Here is a 23,774-nt window from a genome sequence, read left to right on the forward strand (position 1 = left end):
CTATCACTTTAAAAATCAATTCATGTTCAAACTTAAGCAGCAATATATTACGCGCATTGCCGTTAGTTGTGCGCACGTGTTAACTGGGTATGTATAAAAGCTTTGGAAAACTTAACTCGGATCTGTATGATCGGTTACCCAGAATGTGCATCACGAATGTTTTAATGTGTTAAAAAGCACCGTTGTTATTTGCAAATACTAAATATTTGCGCTGCTGATTATCCCACTATTATAACTGTGTTAGCAACTAAATTATTTTACTTAAATCAGTGATTAGGCAATGTCAGAAAAAACCGGCTTACAAGTAACTTTTGTCACTATCAACGAAGACCACCTAGGTCAGCGTATTGATAACTTTCTTATTACCCATTTAAAAGGGGTGCCTAAAAGCGCAGTTTACAAAATTCTTCGTAAAGGTGAGGTGCGTGTAAACAAAAAACGCATTAAGCCTGTGTATAAATTGCAGCTAGACGACGTTATTCGTATACCACCAATCAGAGTGTCAGAGCGTGAAGAGTTTGTCCCTTCAAAACTCGATAAAGTAACGCGCCTTGAAGACTATATTCTATTTGAAGACAAATACCTGATGGTTATTAACAAGCCATCGGGTATGGCTGTGCATGGCGGCAGTGGCCTAAGCTATGGCCTTATTGAAGCATTACGTGTTTTACGCCCAGAAGAGCGCAGCCTTGAGCTTGTGCATCGTTTAGACCGTGATACATCAGGTTGTTTACTCATTGCTAAGCGCCGCTCTGTGCTGACTGCCTTGCATGAGCAATTACGCGAAAAAACCATGGAAAAAAATTATTGGGCACTTGTTGAGGGTCAATGGGACTCTAAAACAAAAAATGTGACTGAGGGCTTGCGCAAAAACACCCTAAAATCGGGTGAACGCGTAGTACGTGTTGATAATACCGAGGGCAAACCGTCGCATACCCGCTTTAAAGTGCTTGAGCGTTTTAACGATTGCTCATTAGTACAAGCATCCCCTGTAACCGGTCGTACTCACCAAATTCGTGTGCATACTCAGTGTCAAGGTCATGCTATTGCCTGTGATGACAAATATGGCGATCAAGGGTTTGACGAGTCAATGCGTAAACGTGGTTTAAACCGCTTATTTTTACACGCCCATGATTTAAGTTTTTACCACCCTAAAAACGAAACCACTATGCGAGTAGAAGCACCGCTTGATAAAGCACTATCAAGTTGTTTAGTGAAACTTAGAGCAGCAAAAGCGTGATCTCACCCACCATGAAAAACTACAAGCTGGTGATTTTTGATTGGGACGGCACCATTATGGATTCAATTAGCAAAATAGTTAATTGTATCCGCAAAAGTGCGCAGTTACTCAATATTGAACCGCCGAGCGATATCGCCAGTAAAAATATTATTGGCTTGTCGCTTGAAAACGCAATAGCGAGCTTGTTTCCTGATTACAGTGAGCATCACGAAGCGCTTATTGCAGGTTATAAACAGCAGTATGCGCTTGATACCACCCCAACACCGGTATTTGAGCACGTTGAACAGGTGCTCACTGGGTTAAAAAATCAAGGCGTAATATTGGCGGTTGCCACAGGTAAAAGTCGGGTAGGGTTGGAGCGTCTATTGGATGAGAGCCAGCTGCGTCATTTTTTTAGTGCTACGCGTACCAGCGACGACGCCAAATCAAAGCCAGCTCCTGATATGCTCTATCAACTACTTGAAGAGCTGGCTATAAGCGCCGACGAAGCATTGATGATAGGCGACACGCAAATCGACATGGCAATGGCAAAAGCTGCAGGTATGGATAGACTAGGAGTAACCATGGGCGTGCACAACGCTGCGCAATTAAACGAGTTTACGCCTATTGCAACCGCTGACAACTATCAGCAGTTGCAACAACTTTTACTTAGTTAGTTTGTGCGCTTAATACATCTAAGCCAAACTCAGCCAATAATTGGCTGAGTTTAATGAGTGGTAAACCAATTAAACTATTTGGGTCATCACCACTGAGCTTTTCAAATAAACAAATACCTAAGCCTTCACTTTTAAAACTTCCTGCACAATTATAAGGTTGCTCTGCATCGCAATAAGCACTTATTTGCGCCGTTGTTAACGTTTTAAAAGTGACATTAAAGGGCTCAACAAGGGTTTTGCTTTGCTTAGTGTCTATATCGTACACACACAAGCCAGTTAAAAAAGTGACCGTTTGCCCACTAAATAAGCTGAGTTGTTTCATGGCGTTTTCTTTATTGTGTGGTTTACCTAATATTTGGTCATTAAATACAGCAACCTGATCGGAGCCAATCGCTAAGCCTTGGCCAAAATGCTCGACCGCAGCTGCGGCTTTTAGTTCGCTTAAACGTTTAACAAGATCGTTAGGTGTTTCGTTGCGGTGAGGCGTTTCGTCAACATCGGGCGAAAACGTTTCAAAAGGCAGATTAAATTTTTGTAATAAAGACTGCCTAAAAGGCGAGCTTGAGGCTAATATAAGAGAGTGCTTCATGGCATGTTTTCCTAGCATAAATCAGATTGAGTTAGGATAAATCAGATCCGTGAGTAAAACACGTGAAAAACAACGTAAAATTGGTTTTTTACTTTGACTAACCCACTAACTATCTATATGATGCAGCCCCTATGCAAAAGGTGAAAATTCCCATCACCCTTCATCCGGGCAAAGCAGCGCAACACCGTTTAAAGTATGACGGCATTGTACCGCTTGAGAAACTTCCTCGTTTACGAGGGGTTATCCAGGAAGAAGTAGGTGAAATAGCGGTAAAAATTCATTGCAAAAACGATGAGCAAGGTTTAGTTGTGATTAGTGGCAATTTGTCCACACACGTAACTGTCACTTGTCAACGTTGTAATGGTGATTTAGGGTTGGATTTGGATCAAGACTTTGTGTATTCGCCAGTCGGTTTGGATGCAGAGTCAGATGATCTTCCAGAAAGCTACGACGAAGTAGCACTTGATGAAAATGGTGAAATAGACGTGTTTGAGTTAATCGAAGACGAGCTTATTTTAGCAGTGCCATTAGTGCCTACCCACAACGAAGCTTCATGCAGTTATACAGCAGAGCCTGCCAGCTTTGGTGTTTTAAAGGCGGAAGATGATAAACCAAATCCATTTGATATTTTGAAACAACTTAAGAAAGATTCTTAGGAGAAGACTATGGCTGTACAAAAAAGCAAAAAGTCTCGTGCAAGACGCGGCATGCGCCGTTCACACGATGCGATCAGTGGTCCAACTTTAACTGTAGACCAAACATCTGGTGAGACTCATCGTCGTCACCATGTGACTGCAGATGGTTACTACAAAGGCGTTCAAGTAATTTCTAACTAAGAGATTGCTTATATGCTGACCAATCTAACCATAGCGTTAGATATGATGGGGGGCGATTATGGCCCCCGTTCATCTATCCCCGCAGCCGTTTCCGCGGTAAATGCTAATGCCAACTTAAAACTCATTTTATGTGGCAACGAGCAAGTAATAGCTAAACAATTAGAATCACTCGATTCACTTTCTCATCCCAGATTAATAATTCGCCATTGTAATGACGTTGTCACCAATGCCTGCGAACCCGCTGTTGCTATACGCTCAAAAAAAGATTCCTCAATGCGTGTTGCCCTTGATTTAGTTAAATCGGGTGAAGCGCAAGCCTGTGTTAGCTCTGGCAATACAGGGGCGCTATTTTTTATGGCGCATTACGTATTAAAAATGCTTCCAGGAGTGAAACGTCCCGCACTCATATCGGCTGTACCGACTGAACGAAAAAATCCTGTTTACTTACTCGATTTAGGTGCCAATGTGCACTGTGATGCGCAAATGCTGTATCAATTTGGCATTATGGGTTCGGTAGTGGCAGGACAAGCACTCGGGTGTGATAACCCAAAAGTCAGTTTATTAAATATTGGCGCCGAAGACATTAAAGGTCACGACGAAATTAAGCAAGCCGCGCAGTTAATGCAGCAAAGCGAGCTGATTAATTATATTGGGTATAGCGAAGGTAGCGATATTTTTTCTGGCAAAGCCGATGTTATCGTCTGTGAAGGGTTTGTCGGTAACGTAGCACTTAAAACCTGCGAAGGCATCGCCAAACTTATCATGAAAAAATTCACTCGCGCTCTCGAAAAACACGTTGTTTATAAGTGCATGGCGTTTATGTTGGCGCCAATCATAAAAAAACTCTATAAAAGAGTGAACCCCGACCAGTATAACGGCGCTTCTCTGGTAGGATTGCGCGGTATTGTTGTTAAAAGCCATGGAAATGCCTCAGCTAAAGCATTTCATGCCGCAATCGACGAAGCAGTGAAAGAAGTAGAACGTCAACTTCCGGATAAAATTGCTGCTATCTTCGAAAAAACACATTCTAAAGACACGGTGGCCAATCAGTAAATTGATGTGCCGTGTTATACATTATTTATTTTGTTTAATTAAAAGAGCAAACTATGGCACAAAAAATTGCACTTCTTTTTCCAGGTCAAGGCTCGCAAACTGTGGGTATGTTAAACGAGCTACTTGAAAGCTCAGACATAGTAAAAGCCACATTTGCAGAAGCATCAACCGCACTAGGATACGACCTAGCAGATCTCGTTCTTAACGGTCCAGAAGAAAAACTAAATCAAACTCACCGTACTCAACCTGCTTTATTAACAGCAAGCGTTGCTATTTACCGTCATTGGTTAGCAGCAAATCCAGGTGCAGACGTTGTCATGGCAGGGCATAGCTTAGGCGAATACTCAGCACTAGTATGTAGCGATGTGATCAGCCTAAGTGAAGCCGTAAAACTGGTTGAAAACCGTGGTTTATACATGCAAGAAGCCGTCCCTGCGGGTGTGGGTTCTATGGCCGCTATTATTGGTTTAGGTGATGACGAAATTAAAGCAGCATGTGAAGCGTCTGCACAAGGTGAGGTTGTTTCACCGGTTAATTACAACTCGCCAGGCCAAGTGGTTATTGCCGGTCATAAAGATGCAGTAGATAGAGCATCAGTCGCCTGTAAAGAAGCCGGCGCAAAACGTGCACTGCCATTATCGGTTAGCGTACCGTCGCATTGTGAACTTATGAAACCTGCGGCTGAAAAATTAGCCGCTGACTTAGCGGCTTTAACATTTAATTCACCTAAGTGTGATGTAATTAATAATGTTGATGTAAAAGCTGAATGTTCAGCCGATGCAATTAAAGAGGCATTAGTACGTCAGTTATACAGCCCAGTTCGTTGGACTGAAACAGTGCAAGCATTAGTTGCACAAGGTGTAACGCAAAGTTATGAATTTGGCCCTGGTAAAGTATTAACAGGACTTGCAAAACGCATTGATAAAGCGATGGTGTGTGGCTCAGTTAACGACCTTGCATCAATCGATACAGCTAAATAAGAGTATATAATATGAGTAATTTATTTTCTTTAGAGGGCAAAGTTGTCCTGATCACCGGCGCTAGCCGTGGTATTGGTAAAGCGATTGCAAACACCTTAGTGGCACAAGGCGCAAAGGTAGCGGGCACAGCGACAAGCGAGTCGGGTGCGGCTAAAATTAGCGAATACTTAGGTGATAACGGTAAGGGTTATGCGCTTAACGTCACCGATCCTGCGTCAATTGAGGCAACATTAGCAGCAATTAAAGCCGATTTAGGTGATATTGATGTTTTAGTAAATAATGCCGGTATTACGCGCGATAATTTATTAATGCGCATGAAAGAGAGTGAGTGGGACGATATTATCGACACCAACTTAAGCTCTATTTTCCGTTTATCTAAAGCGGTACTTCGCCCAATGATGAAGAAAAAGAACGGCCGTATTATCAATATTGGCTCAGTAGTGGGCACTATGGGTAACGCTGGCCAAGCGAACTACGCGGCAGCTAAAGCGGGTGTTATCGGTTTTTCTAAATCATTAGCGCGTGAAGTTGCTTCTCGTGGTATTACTGTTAACGTGGTTGCTCCAGGATTCATCCAAACAGACATGACGGATGATTTGACAGATGAGCAAAAAGCAGCAACGCTTGCAAACGTACCTGCGGGTCGTTTAGGCCAGCCAGATGAGATTGCAGCAGCTGTGTGTTATTTAGCATCTGACGCCGCTGCGTACGTATCTGGTGAAACTTTGCATGTAAATGGTGCGATGTACATGGTTTAGCTTCGCAATGCGAAATAGTTAAACCACAAATTACCAATGAGTTTGCTAAAAAATATTGAATTTTTCGCAAACTTGCTTTAAACATACTTGAAATCGCTGTGAAAATAAGCGATAAAAGATAAAATAAACACTCAAGAGGTTTGACCAGCAAATTATTTATGGTCAAAAGATTGAATCAGAGAATTATCGGACGTAAACTACGCCGCAATCTGAAAATAACGCATTGGCGTTTTTAATAAAGGAAAGAAGAATGAGCGATATCCAAGAACGCGTAAAGAAAATTATCATCGAACAGCTAGGTGTTAAAGAAGAAGAAGTTAAAAACGAAGCTTCATTCGTTGATGACCTAGGTGCAGACTCTCTTGATACTGTTGAATTAGTAATGGCTCTTGAAGAAGAGTTTGACACTGAGATCCCAGATGAAGAAGCTGAAAAGATCACTACAGTACAATCTGCAATCGATTACGTTACAGCTCACGCTGAGTAATTAATCGCAAATTAAGGGCAGCATCCGCTGCCTTTAATCTTTATATCCAAACCACCTCAAAGTACATGATTCAATTCCAAACCCTCACCTATCATCAGCAATTAAGTTGTTATTGCTCAGCGTTGGTTATTGGTTTGAGACTCGCACTTTGAGGTAGCTTGGGTATGATCATCCCCAATACTAATAACATAACTAGCAACAGCGTTAACGCTGAAATAAACTGAGCTAAGTTAATTGGTATAATAATAATTCCTTATTGGAGGCAAACCGTGGCTAAACGTCGTGTCGTCGTAACTGGCTTAGGAATGTTGACGCCGCTAGGCAATGATGTGCAATCAACCTGGCAAGGCTTATTAGATGGTAAAAGTGGTATTCAAAATATTACCCACTTTGATACATCAAAATTTGGTACTCACTTCGCTGGTTTAATCAATGATTTTGATGCATCGGCTTATATGTCGCCAAAAGATGCTAAAAAAATGGATTTATTTATCCAGTATGGCATTGCAGCGGGTGTTCAAGCTTTTCAAGATTCAGGCCTCGAAGTAACAGAGCAAAACGCAACCCGTATTGGTGTAGCGGTAGGTTCAGGCATTGGTGGCTTAACCCTAATCGAAGAAAACCACATTAAATTACTAAACAGCGGTCCACGAAAGTTATCGCCGTTTTATGTACCGTCTACCATTATTAATATGATCTCGGGTCACTTATCAATAATGCACGGTTTGCGTGGTCCTAATATTTCAATTGTGACGGCATGTACCACAGGCCTGCACAACATTGGCCATGCAGCACGTATGATTGCCTACGGCGATGCTGATGCAATGGTTGCCGGTGGCGCAGAAAAAGCGTGTACGCCAATTGGTATGGGTGGCTTTAATGCCGCACGTGCGCTTTCAACGCGTAACGACGACCCACAAGCAGCGTCTCGTCCGTGGGATAAAGACCGTGATGGCTTTGTGCTTTCTGATGGCGCTGGTGTAGTAGTTGTTGAAGAATACGAACACGCTAAAGCTCGTGGTGCTAAAATTTATGCAGAGCTTGTTGGCTTTGGCATGAGTGGCGATGCCTACCACATGACCTCGCCACCAGAAGACGGCGCAGGTGCAGCACTGGCTATGGAAAACGCATTAAACGATGCGCAAGTAAATGCAGAGCAAGTTGGCTACATTAACGCACACGGTACGTCTACTCACGCGGGTGACAAAGCCGAAACCTCAGCGGTTAAAACCATTTTTGGTGATTCAGCGAAAGATGTAATGGTAAGCTCATCTAAATCGATGATGGGTCACTTACTAGGTGCTGCGGGCTCTGTTGAGTCGATAGTGTCTATCTTATCGTTGACCGAGCAAAAAGTAACACCCACGATTAACCTAGACAACCCAGATGAAGGGTGTGATTTAGATTACGTACCGCACACAGCGCGAGACGCCAAACTTGATTACGCTTTATGTAACTCATTTGGTTTTGGTGGTACTAATGGCTCGTTACTGTTTAAAAAGGTATAATCTTTTTTAACAACGAACGACAATAAGAACCCAGTTGTTTAACTGGGTTTTTTTATGTGTAAAAAAATATGCAAACAATAATAACAGCAAGTGAAACCAGTAGCATAAGTACCCGCGATAGGGGCTTAAACTATGGCGATGGTTTTTTTACAACCGCGATTATTACTGATGGACAGGTTGAGCATTGGGTTTATCATAAAGCGCGTTTAATTGAATGTGCGCAGCGTTTAGGGTTTCCAGCGCTTGAGTTTAAAGCACTTGAGTCGCACATTACTCAGCAAATAGCATCACAGGTTCAATCGGTTCTTAAAATAGTGGTAACACGAGGTGAGGGCGGGCGAGGCTATGCGCCACCAAGCGAATGTAATTTAAACATTATTGTGAGTGTTTTACCTTATCCAGCGCATTATCACAGCTTACGCGAAACAGGAATTAGTTTAGCTATTAGCCCAATTAAACTGGCTTTACAACCGCACTTAGCAGGGCTTAAAACCTTAAATAGGCTTGAGCAAGTATTGATTAAAAATGCCCTACAAGCCGAGCAAAGTGATGATGCACTTGTACTTGACTACAACAACAATGTAATTGAAACCTCAGCGGCTAATATTTTTGCAATAAAAAATAATAAAGTAATTAGCCCCAGACTTGATGAGTGCGGCATTAAAGGTGTTTTTCTGCAATCTTTATGTGATAAATTAGCAATTGAATTTAAAACTATCAGCGTTGATGAGCTTACCCAAGCAGACGCGGTATTTGTATGTAATAGTTTAATGAAAATTGTGCCGGTAAAAAGCATAGGCGAGCACTGTTTTGATATTGCTCACAGTCAGTCATTACTAACAGTAGCCAAGGAGGCTTAGTGTTAAAAGTTATTGTATCAGTATTATTACTGGCTTTTTTTAGCTCAGTGATTGGCTATCAGCAATTACGGGCAACAATTCAAACGCCATTACAGATAGCCGATAACACCCAATTTGAAGTTAAAAAAGGCACCGGCTTTAATAAGTTGTGCCGTCAATGGCAGCAGCAACAGTGGGTAGAAGACTGTTGGCGGTTTCAAATATTAGCTAAACTCGACCCAACCTTGACCGATTTAAAAGCAGGTTTGTACGAGTTAAGCGCAGATAGCGTGATCAACAATATAAAAAAAATAAACCAAGGCGAGCAAGTTAGTTTTAGTTTTACCATTATTGAAGGCCAAGCACTTAGAGATATATTAAATGCACTAAGTACGGCACCACACTTACAAAACGATTTAAAACTCGAACAACTTGGCGAGCAAATAATAGGTAGGCAAACCCATCTAGAAGGTTGGTTATTCCCCGATACCTATCATTACCATAGCAATGATACTGCCAGCAGTTTACTAAAACGTGCTGCGCAAAAAATGCAGCAAACGTTGGCTGATGCTTGGCAGCAACGGGCAAACGATTTACCTTACGATACCGCCTATGAAGCACTGATCATGGCCTCTATTATCGAAAAAGAAACCGCGCTTGCCAGTGAGCGTCCGTTAATTGCATCGGCGTTTATAAATAGATTAAACACCAATATGCGCTTACAAACCGATCCAACCGTAATATATGGGCTAGGCGAAGATTTTGACGGTGATATTAAACGTAAAGACTTGATAAATTACACACCGTATAATACCTATCGTATTAACGGATTACCGCCCACGCCAATTGCCATGCCATCCAAAGAAGCGATTTTAGCCGCGGTAAACCCGCCTAAAAGCGAGTATGTTTACTTTGTAGCAAAAGGCGATGGCAGCCATCAGTTTTCAACCACATTAAAGCAACATAATGCGGCGGTTAACCGGTATATTTTAAATAAAAAGAATTAGTGTTTATGAAACCAAAATTTATAGTGATAGAAGGCCTAGAGGGCGCAGGTAAATCAACCGCTATTGCCTTGTGCCAAGACTTTTTAAACCATCATCATATTGATTTTATTAATGTTCGTGAACCCGGTGGTACACCACTGGCTGAATCCTTACGTACTTTAGTAAAAGCAGAGCATCAAGAAGAAATCGCCTTTGAAACTGAGCTGCTTATTATGTACGCAGCTCGTTCACAGCTAATGCACAATGTAATAAACCCAGCACTTGAGCAAGGGCAATGGGTATTGGCTGATCGTCACGATTTATCGTCACAGGCGTATCAAGGCGGTGGACGCGGAATTAGTGCAAACACGTTAGCGTCGTTATCTTCTATGGTGTTAAAAGGATTAAAACCCGATTTAACCATTTACCTTGATATTGACCCTGTTATTGGTCTTGAACGTGCAAAAGGGCGGGGTGAACTCGATAGAATTGAACAAGAAGCCATTGAGTTTTTTCAGCGCACCCGTATGCGTTACATTGAGCTTGCAAATGATGACGACAGCATTAAAACCGTTGATGCTAACCAAAGTATTGATAAAGTACACCGTGATATTACCAATGTACTGCGCACATTTTTTTCAGGATTAAAATAATATGGCATTGCCATGGCTTAACGATGTAGAGCAACGCTTAGCTCAAAGCTATAAAGCGCAGCGCTTTCATCACGCGCAGCTATTTTGCGGGCCTATTGGGGTAGGCAAGTTTGAGCTAAGCGATCAATTAGCTAACAGTTTGTTATGTCATAATACACAATCGCAGTTAAGCGCACCTAATAGCGTGTTAACGCCGTGTGGGCAGTGTAAAAGCTGCTCGTTAAACCTAGCTGGGACGCACCCAGATAAACGCGTTACTCAAGTAGAAGGGCAAAGCATAGGTGTAGATGACATACGCGGCATAAGCGATTTTATGCACCAGTCGGCAGCGCAAAATGGCAACAAAGTGGCGATTATTGAAAACTGCGAAAAAATGACAACGGCGGCAGCAAATGCATTATTAAAAACCTTAGAAGAGCCAAGTAACAGCCGGTTTTTAATTCTCACAACCAGCCAAGTGGCACAATTACCAGCGACTATTTTAAGCCGCTGTGCTAAAACTGAGGTCAAAGTAACCAATAGCCAGCTGGCACAGCAGTGGCTAAGTTCTTTAGATGTGCCTAACTACCCATGGTTATCATTGTTTTACAGTCAACCCCTGCAAGTAAAGCAGTGGCAACAGCAAAATCAGCTAGAAAGCATTGATACACTCTATAAATTTGCAACTGAGTTTAAACAAAGCCATAATTTCAATGCGTTAGTCGATATAATAAATAAACAGCCTGAGCTTGTTCGTATTTTTACCTTATTTTTAAGTGAGCAGCTAAAACAGCAGCTTTTAAACGGCATGAGTTTTGAAGCCTACCAAGTTGCACAGCAAGCCTTGAATGATTTTTTACAAAATAATATACAAATTCTTGGGCTAAACTTACCGCTTGCGGTATCACGACTAGCGTATACATTACGCAACCAATAAAAAGGATTAGATATGCAAGAGCTATTAGTTGATATAGATGACCTTGACGAACTATATCGCTGCTACATGCCTTTTTTAAAAAAAGGGGGGCTATTTGTACGCACCAATATGCGTTATGAGCCTGGGTATTCACTCGCTTTACGAGTAACCTTACCTGATGCCTTAGAAGACGATGTGGTCACCGGCAAAGTCACGTGGATCACTCCACAAGGTGCACAAAGCTCAAACCCTCCGGGGATCGGCATTAGCTTTTTAGATGATAAAACAAACCTAAACGCGAAGATCGAAAAACTGCTGGGGACTATGTTAAACTCCGGCAATCCAACTTATACCATGTAGTAAAAACAGGCCTTATTTTGATTGTAGATTCTCATTGCCATTTAGACCGTCTTGATTTTGATAAACTCGATTTAAACCTAGACCAAGTACTTGATAACGCCCGTGCCAAAAAAGTAGAACACTTTTTATGTGTGAGCGTCACACTTGATCAGTTCCCTAACATGCTAGAGCAAATTAAGCATTACGACGACGTATCAGCGTCATGTGGTGTACATCCGCTTGATCAAAAAGACGCGCTCAACAAACAGCAACTAATTGATTTAGCCTCGCACCACAAAGTAGTGGCTATTGGCGAAACCGGGCTTGACTACTATTACGCAAAAGACACTCACGCAGTGCAGCAAGCAAGCTTTGTTGGCCATATTGAAGTAGCCAACGAATTACAAAAGCCACTTATTATTCATACCCGCGACGCACGTGCCGATACCATTAATTTAATGCGTGAGCACAAAGCAGAAAATTGCGGTGGAGTATTGCACTGTTTCACTGAAGATTGGGATATGGCCAAAAAAGCCATTGATATGGGCTTTTATATTTCTATTTCAGGAATTGTGACTTTTAAAAATGCGGTAGAGCTTAAAGAAGTAGTAAAACAAATTCCACTCGATCGACTGCTTATTGAAACCGACTCGCCTTACTTAGCGCCAGTACCATATCGTGGTAAAACTAATCAGCCAGCGTATGTGGAAGACGTTGCTTACTATATTAGTGAACTAAAAGGTATTAGCTTTAACGAATTGGCAAAGGCCACCACCGATAATTTTTATTCTTTATTTAAATTAGCAGCTAAAGGCTAACCTCATGACGACTCTCTCGGTGCAACACCCGCTGTTACTTATGGGGCCTATGGTGCGCCGAGCAGAAAAAACCACAGTTTGTATTCAGTTTGCTACCTCAAAGCAGGTAAACGGCCGTATAGAGCTAATGGGTTACGAATGCTATAGCGAACAAAATAGCGTTAGACTGGGTGAACATTTATTTTTACAGTTTATAGTTATTAAACCCATAAACAGTCAGTTCCCGCGCGATATATTACTACAATATCAGTTGTTTTTTGATGACAGCCCCGTTGATTTATCAGCGTTTAGTTTTAATGATGGTGCGTTACCTGCGTTTGTGATCCCCAAAAGACTGACGCAAATATTACATGGCTCGTGTCGTAATGCACATCATCCCGCAAAAGACAGCCTAGTTAGTTCAAGTCAGTGGCAAGCTACTCAACGCAGTAATAATCAACAAGGGGCGCAGTTGCTATTGCTCTCGGGCGATCAGGTATATGCTGACGATGTAGCAGGGCCTATGTTATTAGCTATCCATCAACTCATTAAGCAATTAGGTATTTACAAAGAGCAACCGCTTGCACTGGATTTACCCGACGATATTAGCCAACAGCTTTATGGCCGCCATCATTTATTACCCACCACCTCGTGGAAAAAGCGCTCTAAATTAGGCATAGGTTATTGGTTAAAAAAAGACGAGCCACATTTTTCTAGCGTAAAAGCGTATAACCACCTTATTCATTTTGAAGAGTTTGTAGCGCTGTATTTACTTAATTTTAGTAGTACCGCGTGGCAATATGTTGACTTATCAAAGCTAAATTACTCAGGCGGTAACGAAAAAAGCCAAGCATTGTTTAGCACAGAAAAAGCCGCACTCATTGATTACGCTAAAGGCTTAGCTGAGGTAGAGCGATTATGTGCCAATGTGTCTACCTTAATGATGTTTGACGATCACGATGTCACTGATGATTGGAACCTCACCGCCGGGTGGGAGCAAGCCATTAATCAAAACCCCAGTAGCAAACGTATTGTAAATAATGGCTTAGCAAGCTATTGGCTGTTTCAGGGAATGGGTAACGACGCACTACAAAAAACCGGTGCGCTACTTACTCCATTTACAACAAGTCTAGCTGGGGATAAGCAATGGCAATTCAAAGCATTTGATAAACATCTAAATGATTTTAACCATTGGCATTATGAGCTAACAACTATTCCTAAAGTGGTGGTGCTTGATACCCGAACACACCGCTGGCGTAACGAGCAGAACTTTAATGAACCCTCAGGCTTGTTAGATTGGGAGCGTCTTACTGAGCTTGAAGAAAGCCTATTAAGCCATGACCAAGTCATTATTGTATCGCCCGCTCCGGTGTTTGGGGTTAAATCAATAGAGGCGATTCAAGCGGTGTTTAACATGTGTGGGCAACCGCTTATGGTTGATGTAGAAAACTGGATGGCGCACGAAGGCTCAGCTAAAAAATTGCTCGACACATTTAGACGTACCGACACCCCAAATGAAACGCTGATTTTATCAGGCGACGTGCATTATTCGTTTTGTTTTTCAGTGCAAAAGCGTTTTGGCGATCACCCCAACAGAATTTGGCAGCTCACAGCTAGTGGCATTAAAAACGAGTTCCCGCGTAAGCTAATAAATGTGCTTGATAAGCTCGACTCCATTTTATATGGCCCTAAAAGTCCGCTTAACTTTTTTACTAAACGCTGGCACATGGAAGTCGACAAACACCAAACTAAAGGCAAAGGGCAAAAGTACCTAGTAAGTGATTCGGCTATTAGTTTGGTTACCCTTAAAGGCGGCAATTTAGTCCGCTACCAGCTCATACACGGCGACGGCCACACCACCGAATTTGATTTAGAAGAGCAGTAAATTTGAACAGGCGATAGGTTTTAGGTGCTAGGTATCAGGCCGCTATTATTTCCGACTTGTAGCAGCGACTTCATGTCGCGTCATTTTTAATGTCGTGAGCGGCGGGCGACGGGCTTCGAGTTGCGGGCTCAATATCCAAAACGCAGCGTCTCTTAACCCTCTGTGGTAAAAAATCACTAAAATATTTTTTGAACAAAGAGAAGAAAATGAGAAACAAATGAGAGGGTCAAGCCGGTTCTAGGTTGATATTATTGCCGACTTGTAGCAGCGACTTCATGTCGCGGCATTTTTTAATGTCGTTAGCGACGAGCTTCGAGTTGCGGGCTAAATAACTAAAAGCGCAGCATCTCTTAGCCCTCTTTGCGCATCATTCACTTAGGCCTAATTGAACTGAGAGAAGAGAATAAGAAGTAAATGAGAAAATAAAGCCACTAACCCAAGTGATTAATTGTTTTGTTACTGCCTCTAAAAGCGAAGCGTCTCTTAACCCTCTTTGTGAATAATTTTCTTAAAGATCTTATTGCACTGAGAGAAGAGAATGAGGAGTAAATGAGAAGATAAAACAAGTGTTAGGGATTAGGCCCGTAACCCGACCCCCGCAGCCCGATAATTTGAACCTTTAACCTCTAGAAGCGCAGCGTCTCTTAGCCCTCTTTGTGCATACTTTTCTTAAAGATCTTATTGAACTAAGAGAAGTGAATGAGGAACAAATGAGAAGGCCAAAAAGATGTTAGGATACAGCTCGTGACTCGCTCCCCGCAGCCAGGTAACTTTCGACTTTAACCTCTAAAAGCGCAGCGTCTCATAGCCCTCTTTGTGCATAATTTTCTTAAGATCTTATTGTAATGATATAACTGGATGAAGTGTTAGGTGTTAGAGCTTGCTCACGGCGGGTTGCGAACTACGGGTTTCGGGATTAGGCTCGTAACCCGCTTCCCGCTTCCCGCAGCCCGTTAACTTTCGCTGCGCCGTTTTTTAATCCGTTTTGGTGCCGGTAACTTGTTGGTTAATAAAGCTAAACATAACACTACTATAAACAACATCGAATTAGCCCCCGCCTGAAGCGAATAATCAACCGACGAATGTAGCATCATTGCTACAATAGCTGTAGCGCAACCAAACGCCACCCCCTGATAAAGCGCCGTTTTGCGCGTTCGCATAGTATTAATACATAACCATAAACAATAAACCACTAACAGGCCCAATAGCGCCGTAGTAGGAATACCCAGCTCAACTGCAAATTGCACAAAATCGTTGTGCGCATTGTCGTAATAACCAGAGTAGGGCTCAGACTGATATGCAGGAAACGCAGTGTAAAAAGTACCGCCGCCCGAGCCTAATAACGGGTTATCTAAAATTAGTGGGATTGAGTCGCGTACAACTTCATCGCGAGTTTCCGATTGTAAACTGGTTTCGCTAATACGTTGTTTTACCTTTTCTACATCGAAAATGGCACCAATGATGATTAAATCGATAATGAAAAAGCTCACAATCAGCAATTTAAATGCTTTAGGCTTTTGCTTATAAATAAACAGCGCCAGTAAGCTCACTATAATTAAGGCGATAAAAAAAGCCGAATTACCCATGCGACTACGGGTTAAAATAAGCGCCACAATTATAATAATTAGCGATATACGCAAAATTATTTTAGAGCTTAATATAATCTCAGCCCAAGCACGTAAGGTTTGTTTTAAAGTAGGCTTGTAGCCGTTGTTAGTGCGTTTTAGTTCGCTAATTAAAACACCAATGCCTAAGCATAAGCACAGCGCTAAATAGTTAGCTAAAAAGTTAGAATAGGTAAAAGTACCAATTGCTCTGTCGGTGTGTTTGTAGCCAAATAAAGGGCTAACAATATCGGGCGATAAGTTTAAGTAACTAGCATACAAAGCCTGAAAAACACCGGCGCAAATGACGGCGTAAATTAATTTTTTAATACGATTTACATTATTACAGTAATTAAATATTAACCAGCTCAACATTATTAAAAAACTGGTTTTTAATAACATTTGTTTGGTTTGAAAAGCATCAACACTTACGCCAAATAACTGGACCCCGCACACCAAAGCAACAATGCCTAAGGCAGTAAATAATGGCCAAGTATATCGAGGAGGGAAAAGTGCTTGGTGGTTATTTAAAACACTGTTTGCCAAGTGAGTAATAAAGGTAAAGCTAGTTAAAATACCAATAGCTAAAATCGCCCAAGGCCTGTAACTACCTAAAGGAAGGGGAAGCAAAAATAAGATCAGGCAAATAAGAAAAAATATAAAACGATTCAAAATAAACTCAAACAAAGTAAAAACGCAGCCAATTGGCTGCGTTTAAATATACTAATAGTAAAAACTAGTTACCGACTTCAGATATACCGTTATCACCGCCTGTACCACCAGAACCTGGAGGTGTTGGTAATGTTGGTAAGCTGCCTACTGGCGGAGCAGGCTGACCTGCCCCAGGACCTGCAGCAGTTGCTTCAGAAGCGGTTGTTGCATCAACACCTGCGGTAATTGCTGCTAGGGTAATTGCATCAGTATCTAAACCAGCATCCGAAAGAGCAGCTAAAAAGTCAGAAATTAATGGATTGTCTGCACCAAAACGTGCCACAACAGCAGCAACCATTGCATCTATATCAGCAGCGCCACAAGCGCCATTAAGCAGTTTTTCGTCTAGCTTGATTTTTTCTTTATTTTTACAAATACGTTTAATCGCTTCTACTAAATCTTCGCGTAATTGCTCTGGCGTAGTATCTGCTGTTACGTTATTAAGAATATCAATAATGCTATTTATGCTCACTTCTTGAACCACAGCATTATTATCCGTTTGTGCATAGGTTGGCAAAGCAGTTAGAGCAGAGGCACTAGCTACTAAGCCAGCTAAAATTAATTTTTTCATTTCTCGTCCCTTGGTTGAGTACTAATTGCAAAATTTTAGCGCATCGGTGCAAAAAGTAAACTCTTTATTTACGCCATTTTCATTAGATTTAATAATTTTTGATGGTGGTAATATTAAATTACCTTGTACCCCATCACATCCTAGGTATTCAAGTATTTCTAAAGTCTCGGTTTTTTCAATTAAACAGGCTAAAACTTTAATACCAAAGCCATGACAAATATTATTAACTGTTTGAATATAAAATTGACTTTGCGGGTTAGTTACCAAATCTTGAATGTAACTACCATCAATTTTAACGTACTCAATATCAAGACCTTGTAAATACCTAAACGACGTTAAGCTAGTACCAAAGTGTTCAATACACACATTAATACCCAGCTCTTTAATTGCATCTATATGTAAAGACGCAACATGCACGTTATAAAGCAAACCAATTTCATGTAGTTCAAACACTAAGTTTGTTTTAATTACCGGTTTAGTGTGCGAGTAAAGGGTAAGCCATTGTATAAAGTCGGCTGAATACAAGGATGCTTTACTAATATTCAACGCAAACACATCATTAGGGTAGTGCTCTTTTACATCTACAAAGCTACGTATAATTTTTTTATCGAGTTCTTCGGTTAAATTTAATTTTTCAGCCATCGCAAATAAGTGACCATTATTTACCTTTTCACCTTCATGAATAAAGTGTGCAAATACCTCAAAGTAACACTGAGAATCAGTTTTATTAGCTTGTTTAACAGGTTGCACCGAAAAACTCACTTCGCCAGCATTTATAATCGACTTAATTAAGGTACGCCATTGGTTAACACTAAATAATGACTCTTTATCGTTTTTATCAAACGTAGTGTCTTCACCTATAGTGCAACCAGTATCAAGTAGCGATAACACTTCACCTAAACTCGCTCCTTGCTCAACGCCAACAATGGCTAAATTAGCGTAACCGTTTATATGTAAGCTGTTTTCTTTTTGACTTAAATTATCAATGAGGTCTAGGCGGGCTTTATTTAAAAATAAAACGTCATATGGGGCCAGTAATACAAACGTACCCCCATTAAGCCTAAATATAGTTGAATTTGGTAACTCATCAGCAAGCTGTTTAAGTATTTTTGCTGCATCAAGTACATGCTGATCACCATCTTGGTAGCTTACCACTTGGTTAATATTATTTAACGAGGGCAGGGTAAGCATCAACGCAGTAATTGGCGCATCGTCAGTAATATTATTTACAACAGAATTAAAGTGGTTTTCAAACGACTTACGGTTACCCAACCCCGTTAACGAATCTATGTATACTTCTTCAGTAAGCGCTTGTGTTTGTTTGGTCAGCGAATCAAACGTACTTTGTAAGTTTATAACCATGTTATTTATGGCTTGGGTTACTGTGCGAAGCTCCCGTGCTACTGGTATTTCTTTATTTAAGGTAAAGCGTTTTCGAGTCACTAAAGTGGCTTGGTCTTCTACTGCTTTTAACGGCTTAAATACTGCGCGTAAAATTAAAAATGCAATAGCCAGCGATGCTGCTAATAGCAAAAATGAGCTATATAAGCTGCGGAGTGTGTGTTGCCATAAGGTAAGGTAAGATTGCCCAGTATGGCTGGTTACATCAAGTGTGCCTGCCATCATCCAACCATTGTTTATTTCAGAATGCATAGTTGGTGCACTTAGCTCAACAGCACCTATAAACCAAACAGGAACTGATTCAACGCGCTTAGGGTTTTGTAATTCAAAAACGATGTTGTTTTGCACGTCGGTAAATTTAATTTGGCTGTAATAACCAGAGTCAAAAATAGCGGTTGCCATCGTTTGTGCAATCATTAGGCTGTCGTCTTCTAAATAAGGTGATATCGAAAGCCCTAAACTGGTAGCCGTGTCTTGCGCATGGCTGGCCATTTGCGTTTGTAAATAATTACGGGTTGTATCCACATCGGTGATAACACGTACGCAAAATGAAATAACCGAAATTAATATGATCAAGCCATATACTTGGGTTTTTAAACTCAATCCATGTTTAAAGAGTCGAGACATAACTACTAGTTCCTTTATTGTTACCGTTGGCAGGCGCAAGCTCGCCTTGTTCAATTCGTTCAAGCATGGTGTTCCAAGCAGAAACGCCACGACTATTTTTAACCTTATTACCTAACCCTTTCGATTTGGCTAACCATAAACCTTGGCCATTAAAGCTATAGATAGGTTTTAGATCACCCCGATTACTAGCAGGCACTAATTTTGTATTAAAATTGTCGAGCACCAGCGGTATTTGGTTAGGTTGTTCAAAGTATATAAGCACCATGTGAGGTTGATTAACCGTACGCTGGCGTACATACATAAAGCGTATTTTATCTTCTGGGATACCTAAAGCGATTAAAGTAAAATATTTAGCAATAACATAATCTTCACAGTCACCCATGCCCACACCTAAGCTTTCTAGTGGGGTGGCCCAGTAATCTTTTTTTTGCCAAAGTTCGTCATCGGTTTTGTACTTTATATGCTTATTAAAAAAATCATTAACTAAATGAATTTTTTGCCATTCGCTTTTGTCGGCAGAGTCATCTATAAAACTCAGCCATGTTTTTATTCGTTGGTGGCCTGCATCGCCGTAAAACTGTTTGGCACGGGTAATTATATCGCTATTACGCAAATGTAAAAGCATGTCTTGTGCACAAGCAAAAAAAGACACTAATATAATTATGCAAATTCCTACGCGCACAAATCCCATCCCTTAAAAGTTAACAGCACTATTATATTCCCATTGAAAGTAAATTGATAGATTACAAAAAAAGCAAAAATAACCAGTTAACAAAAAATTAACCTAAAACAACCAAAAAGGCTGCTTTTTATATTGAGCGATTATATGTGTTGTGTATAATAGCCGCCCATATGGTTAGTAGTGCTTAAAACTCGCTATTCGCAGCGACATTTATAAACAGCTACGCTATAACGAAAAGTAACTATAAAAGGAATTGAAGTGAAAGTATTAAAAGCAGTCTTGCCTGTTGCAGGTTTGGGTACACGCATGTTGCCAGCTACAAAAGCAACGCCAAAGGAAATGCTTCCGTTAGTCGATAAACCTCTCATTCAATACGTTGTAAACGAAGCAGTAAAAGCCGGTATTAAAGAAATTGTACTGGTTACTCATGCTTCTAAAAACGCAATAGAAAATCATTTTGATACTAGCTTTGAGCTAGAAGCCACTCTAGAAGCGCGCGTAAAACGTAGTCTGCTAGAAGAAGTTCGTTCAATAATCCCGCGAGATGTAAGCATTATATCGGTTCGTCAATCGGCGCCGTTAGGCTTAGGCCACGCAATACTTGAAACTCGCCCAATCATTGGCAATAACCCTTTTGCTATTTTATTGCCCGATGTAATTATCGATCAATATAAGTCAAATCTTAAGGTTGATAACCTAGCGCAAATGATCGACCGATTTGAGCGCACCCAGCATAATCAAATTATGGTTGAGCCCGTCCCACAGGACGAAGTGCACAACTATGGTGTGGTTGATTTAGCAGGTAAAAAAATCCATCCTGGTGAAAATGCAGCCATTACCAACATGGTTGAAAAGCCAAACAATGACGAAGCACCCAGTAATTTAGCCATAACAGGGCGTTATGTTGTTTCGCCTGCTATTTGGGACTTACTCGAATATACCCCTCCCGGTGCTGGCGGCGAAATACAATTAACAGATGCATTACTACAGTTACGTCATCTTGAAACAATTGAAGCGTATCATCTAAAGGGTAGGTCACACGACTGCGGCTCAAAACTAGGCTATATGCTCGCAAACGTAGAGTATGCAATGCAATCAAACATAATGGGTGAAGAATTTACCAAGCGCGTTAAGCAATTAATGGCAAATGCATAAAGTTATGCAAAATCGGTTAGTAAAAAATTAAGGGAAATCATGGCTATTAAAGTATTAAGTATTTTTGGTACGCGACCTGAAGCAATAAAAATGGCGCCGCTAGTTAAAGCGCTAAATGAAGCAGACGGTATTGATGCAAAAGTATGTGTTACTGCTCAGCATCGTGAAATGCTTGACCAAGTTTTAGACCTTTTTGAAATTGTACCAGAGTACGATTTGAACATTATGAAACCGGGTCAAAGCTTATACGATGTAACAACAAATATTTTGTTAGGTCTAAAACCTATTCTTGAAGAGTTTAAACCAGATTTAGTGCTTGTTCATGGCGATACAAGTACGACTTTATCTGCAAGTTTAGCGGCGTTTTATCAGCAAATTCCAGTAGGGCACGTAGAAGCGGGTTTACGCACAGGTAACTTAAGTTCACCATGGCCAGAAGAGGGTAACCGCAAGCTTACTGGTGCTATTACAAAGCTGCATTTTGCACCAACGCAAACATCGCAGCAAAACTTACTCAATGAAGCAGTAAGTGCTGACGATATCGTAATTACTGGTAACACGGTAATTGATGCATTATTACAAGTGGTTGATAAAGTAAAAACCGACACCGCTTTAATTTCAACTCTAAAAGCTAAATTTCCAGAACTCGATGAAACTAAAAAGCTTATTTTAGTTACAGGGCACCGCCGTGAGAGCTTTGGTGGCGGTTTTGAGCGAATTTGTGAGGCATTGGTAGAAATTGCAACTGCCCACCCAGATACACAAATTTTATACCCAATGCATTTAAATCCTAATGTACGCGAACCAGTAAATCGCATATTAAAAAATGTTGATAATGTGCATTTAATCGAGCCGCAAGACTACCTACCCTTTGTGTACTTAATGAATCAAGCTCACATAATCGTAACCGACTCAGGTGGTGTTCAAGAAGAAGCGCCAAGCCTAGGTAAACCTGTACTTGTTATGCGTGACACCACAGAACGCCCAGAAGCGGTAGAAGCAGGTACAGTTAAGTTAGTAGGTACAGATAAAGCTCGCATTGTGAGTGAAGTAAATAACTTACTCACTAACGCTCAAGAATATCAATCAATGAGCCGTGCACATAACCCTTATGGTGATGGTAAAGCGTGTGACCGCATTGTGGCTAAAATTAAGCAACACTTTAAAGATTAAAATAAAGTTTAAAACTTTTTCAAGGATTTAGTAATGACAATTAAAACAGTTTCAGTTGTTGGTTTAGGCTACATAGGTTTACCAACTGCAGCGGTTATTGCATCGCGTGGTATGAAAGTAATTGGTTTAGACGTAAGCGAAAAAGCAGTTAATACCATTAATGCCGGTGAAATACACATAGTAGAGCCCGATCTCGACATAATAGTGCGCGGCGTAGTGTCTACCGGCAATTTAAGAGCGACTACAACGCCAGAAAAAGCCGATGCGTTTATGGTAGCTGTACCTACACCATTTATTCATAGCGAAAGTGGTAACCACAGTGCAGACTTAAGCTATATTAAATCGGCTGCAAAAATGATTGCCCCAGTGCTTGAAAAAGGTAACTTAGTTATTTTAGAAAGCACCTCACCTGTAGGTGCAACAGAGCAACTAGCCGCTTGGTTAAGTGAAGCGCGCCCTGATTTAACGTTCCCACAAGATAAAGGCGATGCCGCCGACATTAATGTTGCTCATTGCCCTGAGCGTGTATTACCTGGTTATGTATTACAAGAGCTAGTGTCAAACGACCGTGTAATAGGCGGTATGAGTAAAGCATGTAGCGAAAAAGCCGTTAAGTTATACGAAACTTTCGTGCGCGGCGAGTGTATTATTACCAATGCCCGTACAGCTGAAATGGCTAAGTTAACCGAAAACTCATTTCGCGATGTAAACATTGCCTTTGCTAATGAATTATCGGTAATTTGTGACAAATTAAAAATTAATGTGTGGGAGCTTATTAAGCTTGCTAATCGTCACCCGCGTGTAAATATTTTAAACCCAGGCCCAGGTGTTGGCGGCCACTGTATTGCGGTTGATCCTTGGTTTATTGTTGCAAGTTGCCCAGATGAAGCAAACATAATTAAACAAGCACGCTTAACTAACGACGCAAAACCATTCTACGTAATTGAAAAAGTAGCAAAAGCCGCTGATGAATTTAAACGTCCAGTTATTGCGTGTTTAGGCCTTTCATTTAAAGCCGATATTGACGATCTTCGTGAGAGCCCGGCATTAAATATTGTTGAAGAATTAGCAGCAAAAAATATTGGTGAAATACTTGCGGTAGAGCCAAACATTTCAGAGCTACCAGCTAACCTAGCAGATAAAAATGTCAGCTTAGTGTCGTTAGAAAGCGCACTAGAGCAAGCAAATGTCGTTGTAGTATTGGTTGATCATAAACAATTTAAAGCTGCAGATAAAACAGAGTTTGCATCAAAAGTTGTTATTGATACTCGCGGTATTTTGTAAGGCTAACATTTATGACTCCTTTTGAGCTTATAAAATGTGATTTGTATCGGAGTACCGCAAGGTAC

Annotated in this window: 24 protein-coding genes; 19 read left to right on the top strand and 5 right to left on the bottom strand. The window is 41.0% G+C overall.

What is annotated here, in order from left to right; all coding sequences use genetic code 11:
- Positions 1–280 precede the first annotated feature (280 nt).
- On the top strand, positions 281–1,240 hold the full coding sequence (gene rluC, locus PSM_RS06145) for a 23S rRNA pseudouridine(955/2504/2580) synthase RluC (RefSeq protein ID WP_013464691.1): 960 nt from the start codon (positions 281–283) through the stop codon (positions 1,238–1,240).
- Between the two features lie 11 nt (positions 1,241–1,251).
- A complete protein-coding gene (locus PSM_RS06150; protein ID WP_013464692.1) occupies positions 1,252–1,896 on the top strand; it encodes an HAD-IA family hydrolase in 645 nt (214 codons plus the stop codon).
- Here PSM_RS06150 and PSM_RS06155 read toward each other — a convergent pair.
- Positions 1,889–2,485: a Maf family protein gene (locus tag PSM_RS06155; RefSeq protein WP_013464693.1), complete on the bottom strand. Its 597-nt coding sequence runs from the start codon at positions 2,483–2,485 to the stop codon at positions 1,889–1,891. The genes PSM_RS06150 and PSM_RS06155 overlap by 8 nt on opposite strands.
- A 131-nt stretch (positions 2,486–2,616) precedes the next feature.
- Between PSM_RS06155 and yceD the strand changes: the two genes are divergently transcribed.
- The 14 genes from yceD to PSM_RS06225 all read left to right on the top strand — a co-directional run bounded on the left by yceD (position 2,617) and on the right by PSM_RS06225 (position 14,501).
- Positions 2,617–3,141: a 23S rRNA accumulation protein YceD gene (gene yceD / locus PSM_RS06160; protein WP_013464694.1), complete on the top strand. Its 525-nt coding sequence runs from the start codon at positions 2,617–2,619 to the stop codon at positions 3,139–3,141.
- A gap of 9 nt (positions 3,142–3,150) precedes the next feature.
- Positions 3,151–3,321: a 50S ribosomal protein L32 gene (gene rpmF / locus PSM_RS06165; protein WP_008109865.1), complete on the top strand. Its 171-nt coding sequence runs from the start codon at positions 3,151–3,153 to the stop codon at positions 3,319–3,321.
- A 12-nt stretch (positions 3,322–3,333) separates the two neighbouring features.
- A complete protein-coding gene (gene plsX / locus PSM_RS06170) occupies positions 3,334–4,374 on the top strand; it encodes a phosphate acyltransferase PlsX (protein WP_013464695.1) in 1,041 nt (346 codons plus the stop codon).
- 53 nt (positions 4,375–4,427) lie between these two features.
- Entirely contained in the window at positions 4,428–5,354 is a 927-nt protein-coding gene (gene fabD, locus PSM_RS06175; protein ID WP_013464696.1) for an ACP S-malonyltransferase, read from the top strand.
- Positions 5,355–5,365: 11 nt separating this feature from the next.
- Positions 5,366–6,112: a 3-oxoacyl-ACP reductase FabG gene (gene fabG / locus PSM_RS06180; protein WP_013464697.1), complete on the top strand. Its 747-nt coding sequence runs from the start codon at positions 5,366–5,368 to the stop codon at positions 6,110–6,112.
- Between the two features lie 250 nt (positions 6,113–6,362).
- A complete protein-coding gene (gene acpP, locus PSM_RS06185; RefSeq protein WP_008109873.1) occupies positions 6,363–6,599 on the top strand; it encodes an acyl carrier protein in 237 nt (78 codons plus the stop codon).
- Positions 6,600–6,868: 269 nt separating this feature from the next.
- A complete protein-coding gene (fabF, locus tag PSM_RS06190) occupies positions 6,869–8,107 on the top strand; it encodes a beta-ketoacyl-ACP synthase II (protein ID WP_008109876.1) in 1,239 nt (412 codons plus the stop codon).
- A gap of 68 nt (positions 8,108–8,175) precedes the next feature.
- The gene (gene pabC, locus PSM_RS06195) at positions 8,176–8,967 is read left to right on the top strand and encodes an aminodeoxychorismate lyase (RefSeq protein WP_013464698.1); all 792 of its coding nucleotides are present in this window, start codon (positions 8,176–8,178) and stop codon (positions 8,965–8,967) included.
- A complete protein-coding gene (gene mltG / locus PSM_RS06200) occupies positions 8,967–9,953 on the top strand; it encodes an endolytic transglycosylase MltG (protein ID WP_013464699.1) in 987 nt (328 codons plus the stop codon). Before pabC ends, mltG begins: the two co-directional genes overlap by 1 nt.
- A gap of 5 nt (positions 9,954–9,958) precedes the next feature.
- On the top strand, positions 9,959–10,585 hold the full coding sequence (gene tmk / locus PSM_RS06205; RefSeq protein WP_013464700.1) for a dTMP kinase: 627 nt from the start codon (positions 9,959–9,961) through the stop codon (positions 10,583–10,585).
- 1 nt (position 10,586) lies between these two features.
- A complete protein-coding gene (locus tag PSM_RS06210; protein WP_013464701.1) occupies positions 10,587–11,501 on the top strand; it encodes a DNA polymerase III subunit in 915 nt (304 codons plus the stop codon).
- Between the two features lie 12 nt (positions 11,502–11,513).
- On the top strand, positions 11,514–11,840 hold the full coding sequence (locus tag PSM_RS06215) for a PilZ domain-containing protein (RefSeq protein ID WP_008109887.1): 327 nt from the start codon (positions 11,514–11,516) through the stop codon (positions 11,838–11,840).
- A gap of 17 nt (positions 11,841–11,857) precedes the next feature.
- Positions 11,858–12,637 carry a TatD family hydrolase gene (locus tag PSM_RS06220; RefSeq protein WP_013464702.1) on the top strand — a complete coding sequence of 260 codons (780 nt, stop codon included), beginning with the start codon at positions 11,858–11,860 and terminating at the stop codon, positions 12,635–12,637.
- A 4-nt stretch (positions 12,638–12,641) separates the two neighbouring features.
- Positions 12,642–14,501: an alkaline phosphatase D family protein gene (locus PSM_RS06225; RefSeq protein WP_013464703.1), complete on the top strand. Its 1,860-nt coding sequence runs from the start codon at positions 12,642–12,644 to the stop codon at positions 14,499–14,501.
- Between the two features lie 953 nt (positions 14,502–15,454).
- On the opposite strand, the gene PSM_RS06230 is transcribed toward PSM_RS06225, so the two are convergent.
- The 4 genes from PSM_RS06230 to PSM_RS06245 all read right to left on the bottom strand — a co-directional run bounded on the left by PSM_RS06230 (position 15,455) and on the right by PSM_RS06245 (position 20,097).
- On the bottom strand, positions 15,455–16,777 hold the full coding sequence (locus PSM_RS06230; RefSeq protein ID WP_174961865.1) for an O-antigen ligase family protein: 1,323 nt from the start codon (positions 16,775–16,777) through the stop codon (positions 15,455–15,457).
- A 64-nt stretch (positions 16,778–16,841) separates the two neighbouring features.
- A complete protein-coding gene (locus PSM_RS06235) occupies positions 16,842–17,387 on the bottom strand; it encodes a hypothetical protein (protein ID WP_013464705.1) in 546 nt (181 codons plus the stop codon).
- Between the two features lie 21 nt (positions 17,388–17,408).
- Entirely contained in the window at positions 17,409–19,415 is a 2,007-nt protein-coding gene (locus PSM_RS06240) for a bifunctional diguanylate cyclase/phosphodiesterase (RefSeq protein WP_013464706.1), read from the bottom strand.
- Positions 19,399–20,097, bottom strand: a complete 699-nt coding sequence (locus tag PSM_RS06245; RefSeq protein WP_041695853.1) for a transglutaminase-like cysteine peptidase — start codon at positions 20,095–20,097, stop codon at positions 19,399–19,401. The genes PSM_RS06240 and PSM_RS06245 overlap by 17 nt, the downstream gene beginning before the upstream one ends.
- Before the next feature lie 258 nt (positions 20,098–20,355).
- On the opposite strand from PSM_RS06245, the gene galU reads away from it, so the two are divergent.
- The 3 genes from galU to wecC are packed head-to-tail and all read left to right on the top strand — an operon-like array spanning position 20,356 to position 23,709.
- Complete coding sequence (galU, locus tag PSM_RS06250) at positions 20,356–21,252, top strand: UTP--glucose-1-phosphate uridylyltransferase GalU (RefSeq protein WP_013464708.1); 897 nt, start codon at positions 20,356–20,358, stop codon at positions 21,250–21,252.
- A 39-nt stretch (positions 21,253–21,291) separates the two neighbouring features.
- The gene (gene wecB, locus PSM_RS06255) at positions 21,292–22,425 is read left to right on the top strand and encodes a non-hydrolyzing UDP-N-acetylglucosamine 2-epimerase (protein WP_013464709.1); all 1,134 of its coding nucleotides are present in this window, start codon (positions 21,292–21,294) and stop codon (positions 22,423–22,425) included.
- A 33-nt stretch (positions 22,426–22,458) separates the two neighbouring features.
- The gene (wecC, locus tag PSM_RS06260) at positions 22,459–23,709 is read left to right on the top strand and encodes a UDP-N-acetyl-D-mannosamine dehydrogenase (protein ID WP_013464710.1); all 1,251 of its coding nucleotides are present in this window, start codon (positions 22,459–22,461) and stop codon (positions 23,707–23,709) included.
- Positions 23,710–23,774: the final 65 nt, after the last annotated feature.

This window comes from Pseudoalteromonas sp. SM9913, assembly GCF_000184065.1.
Lineage (GTDB): Bacteria > Pseudomonadota > Gammaproteobacteria > Enterobacterales > Alteromonadaceae > Pseudoalteromonas > Pseudoalteromonas tetraodonis.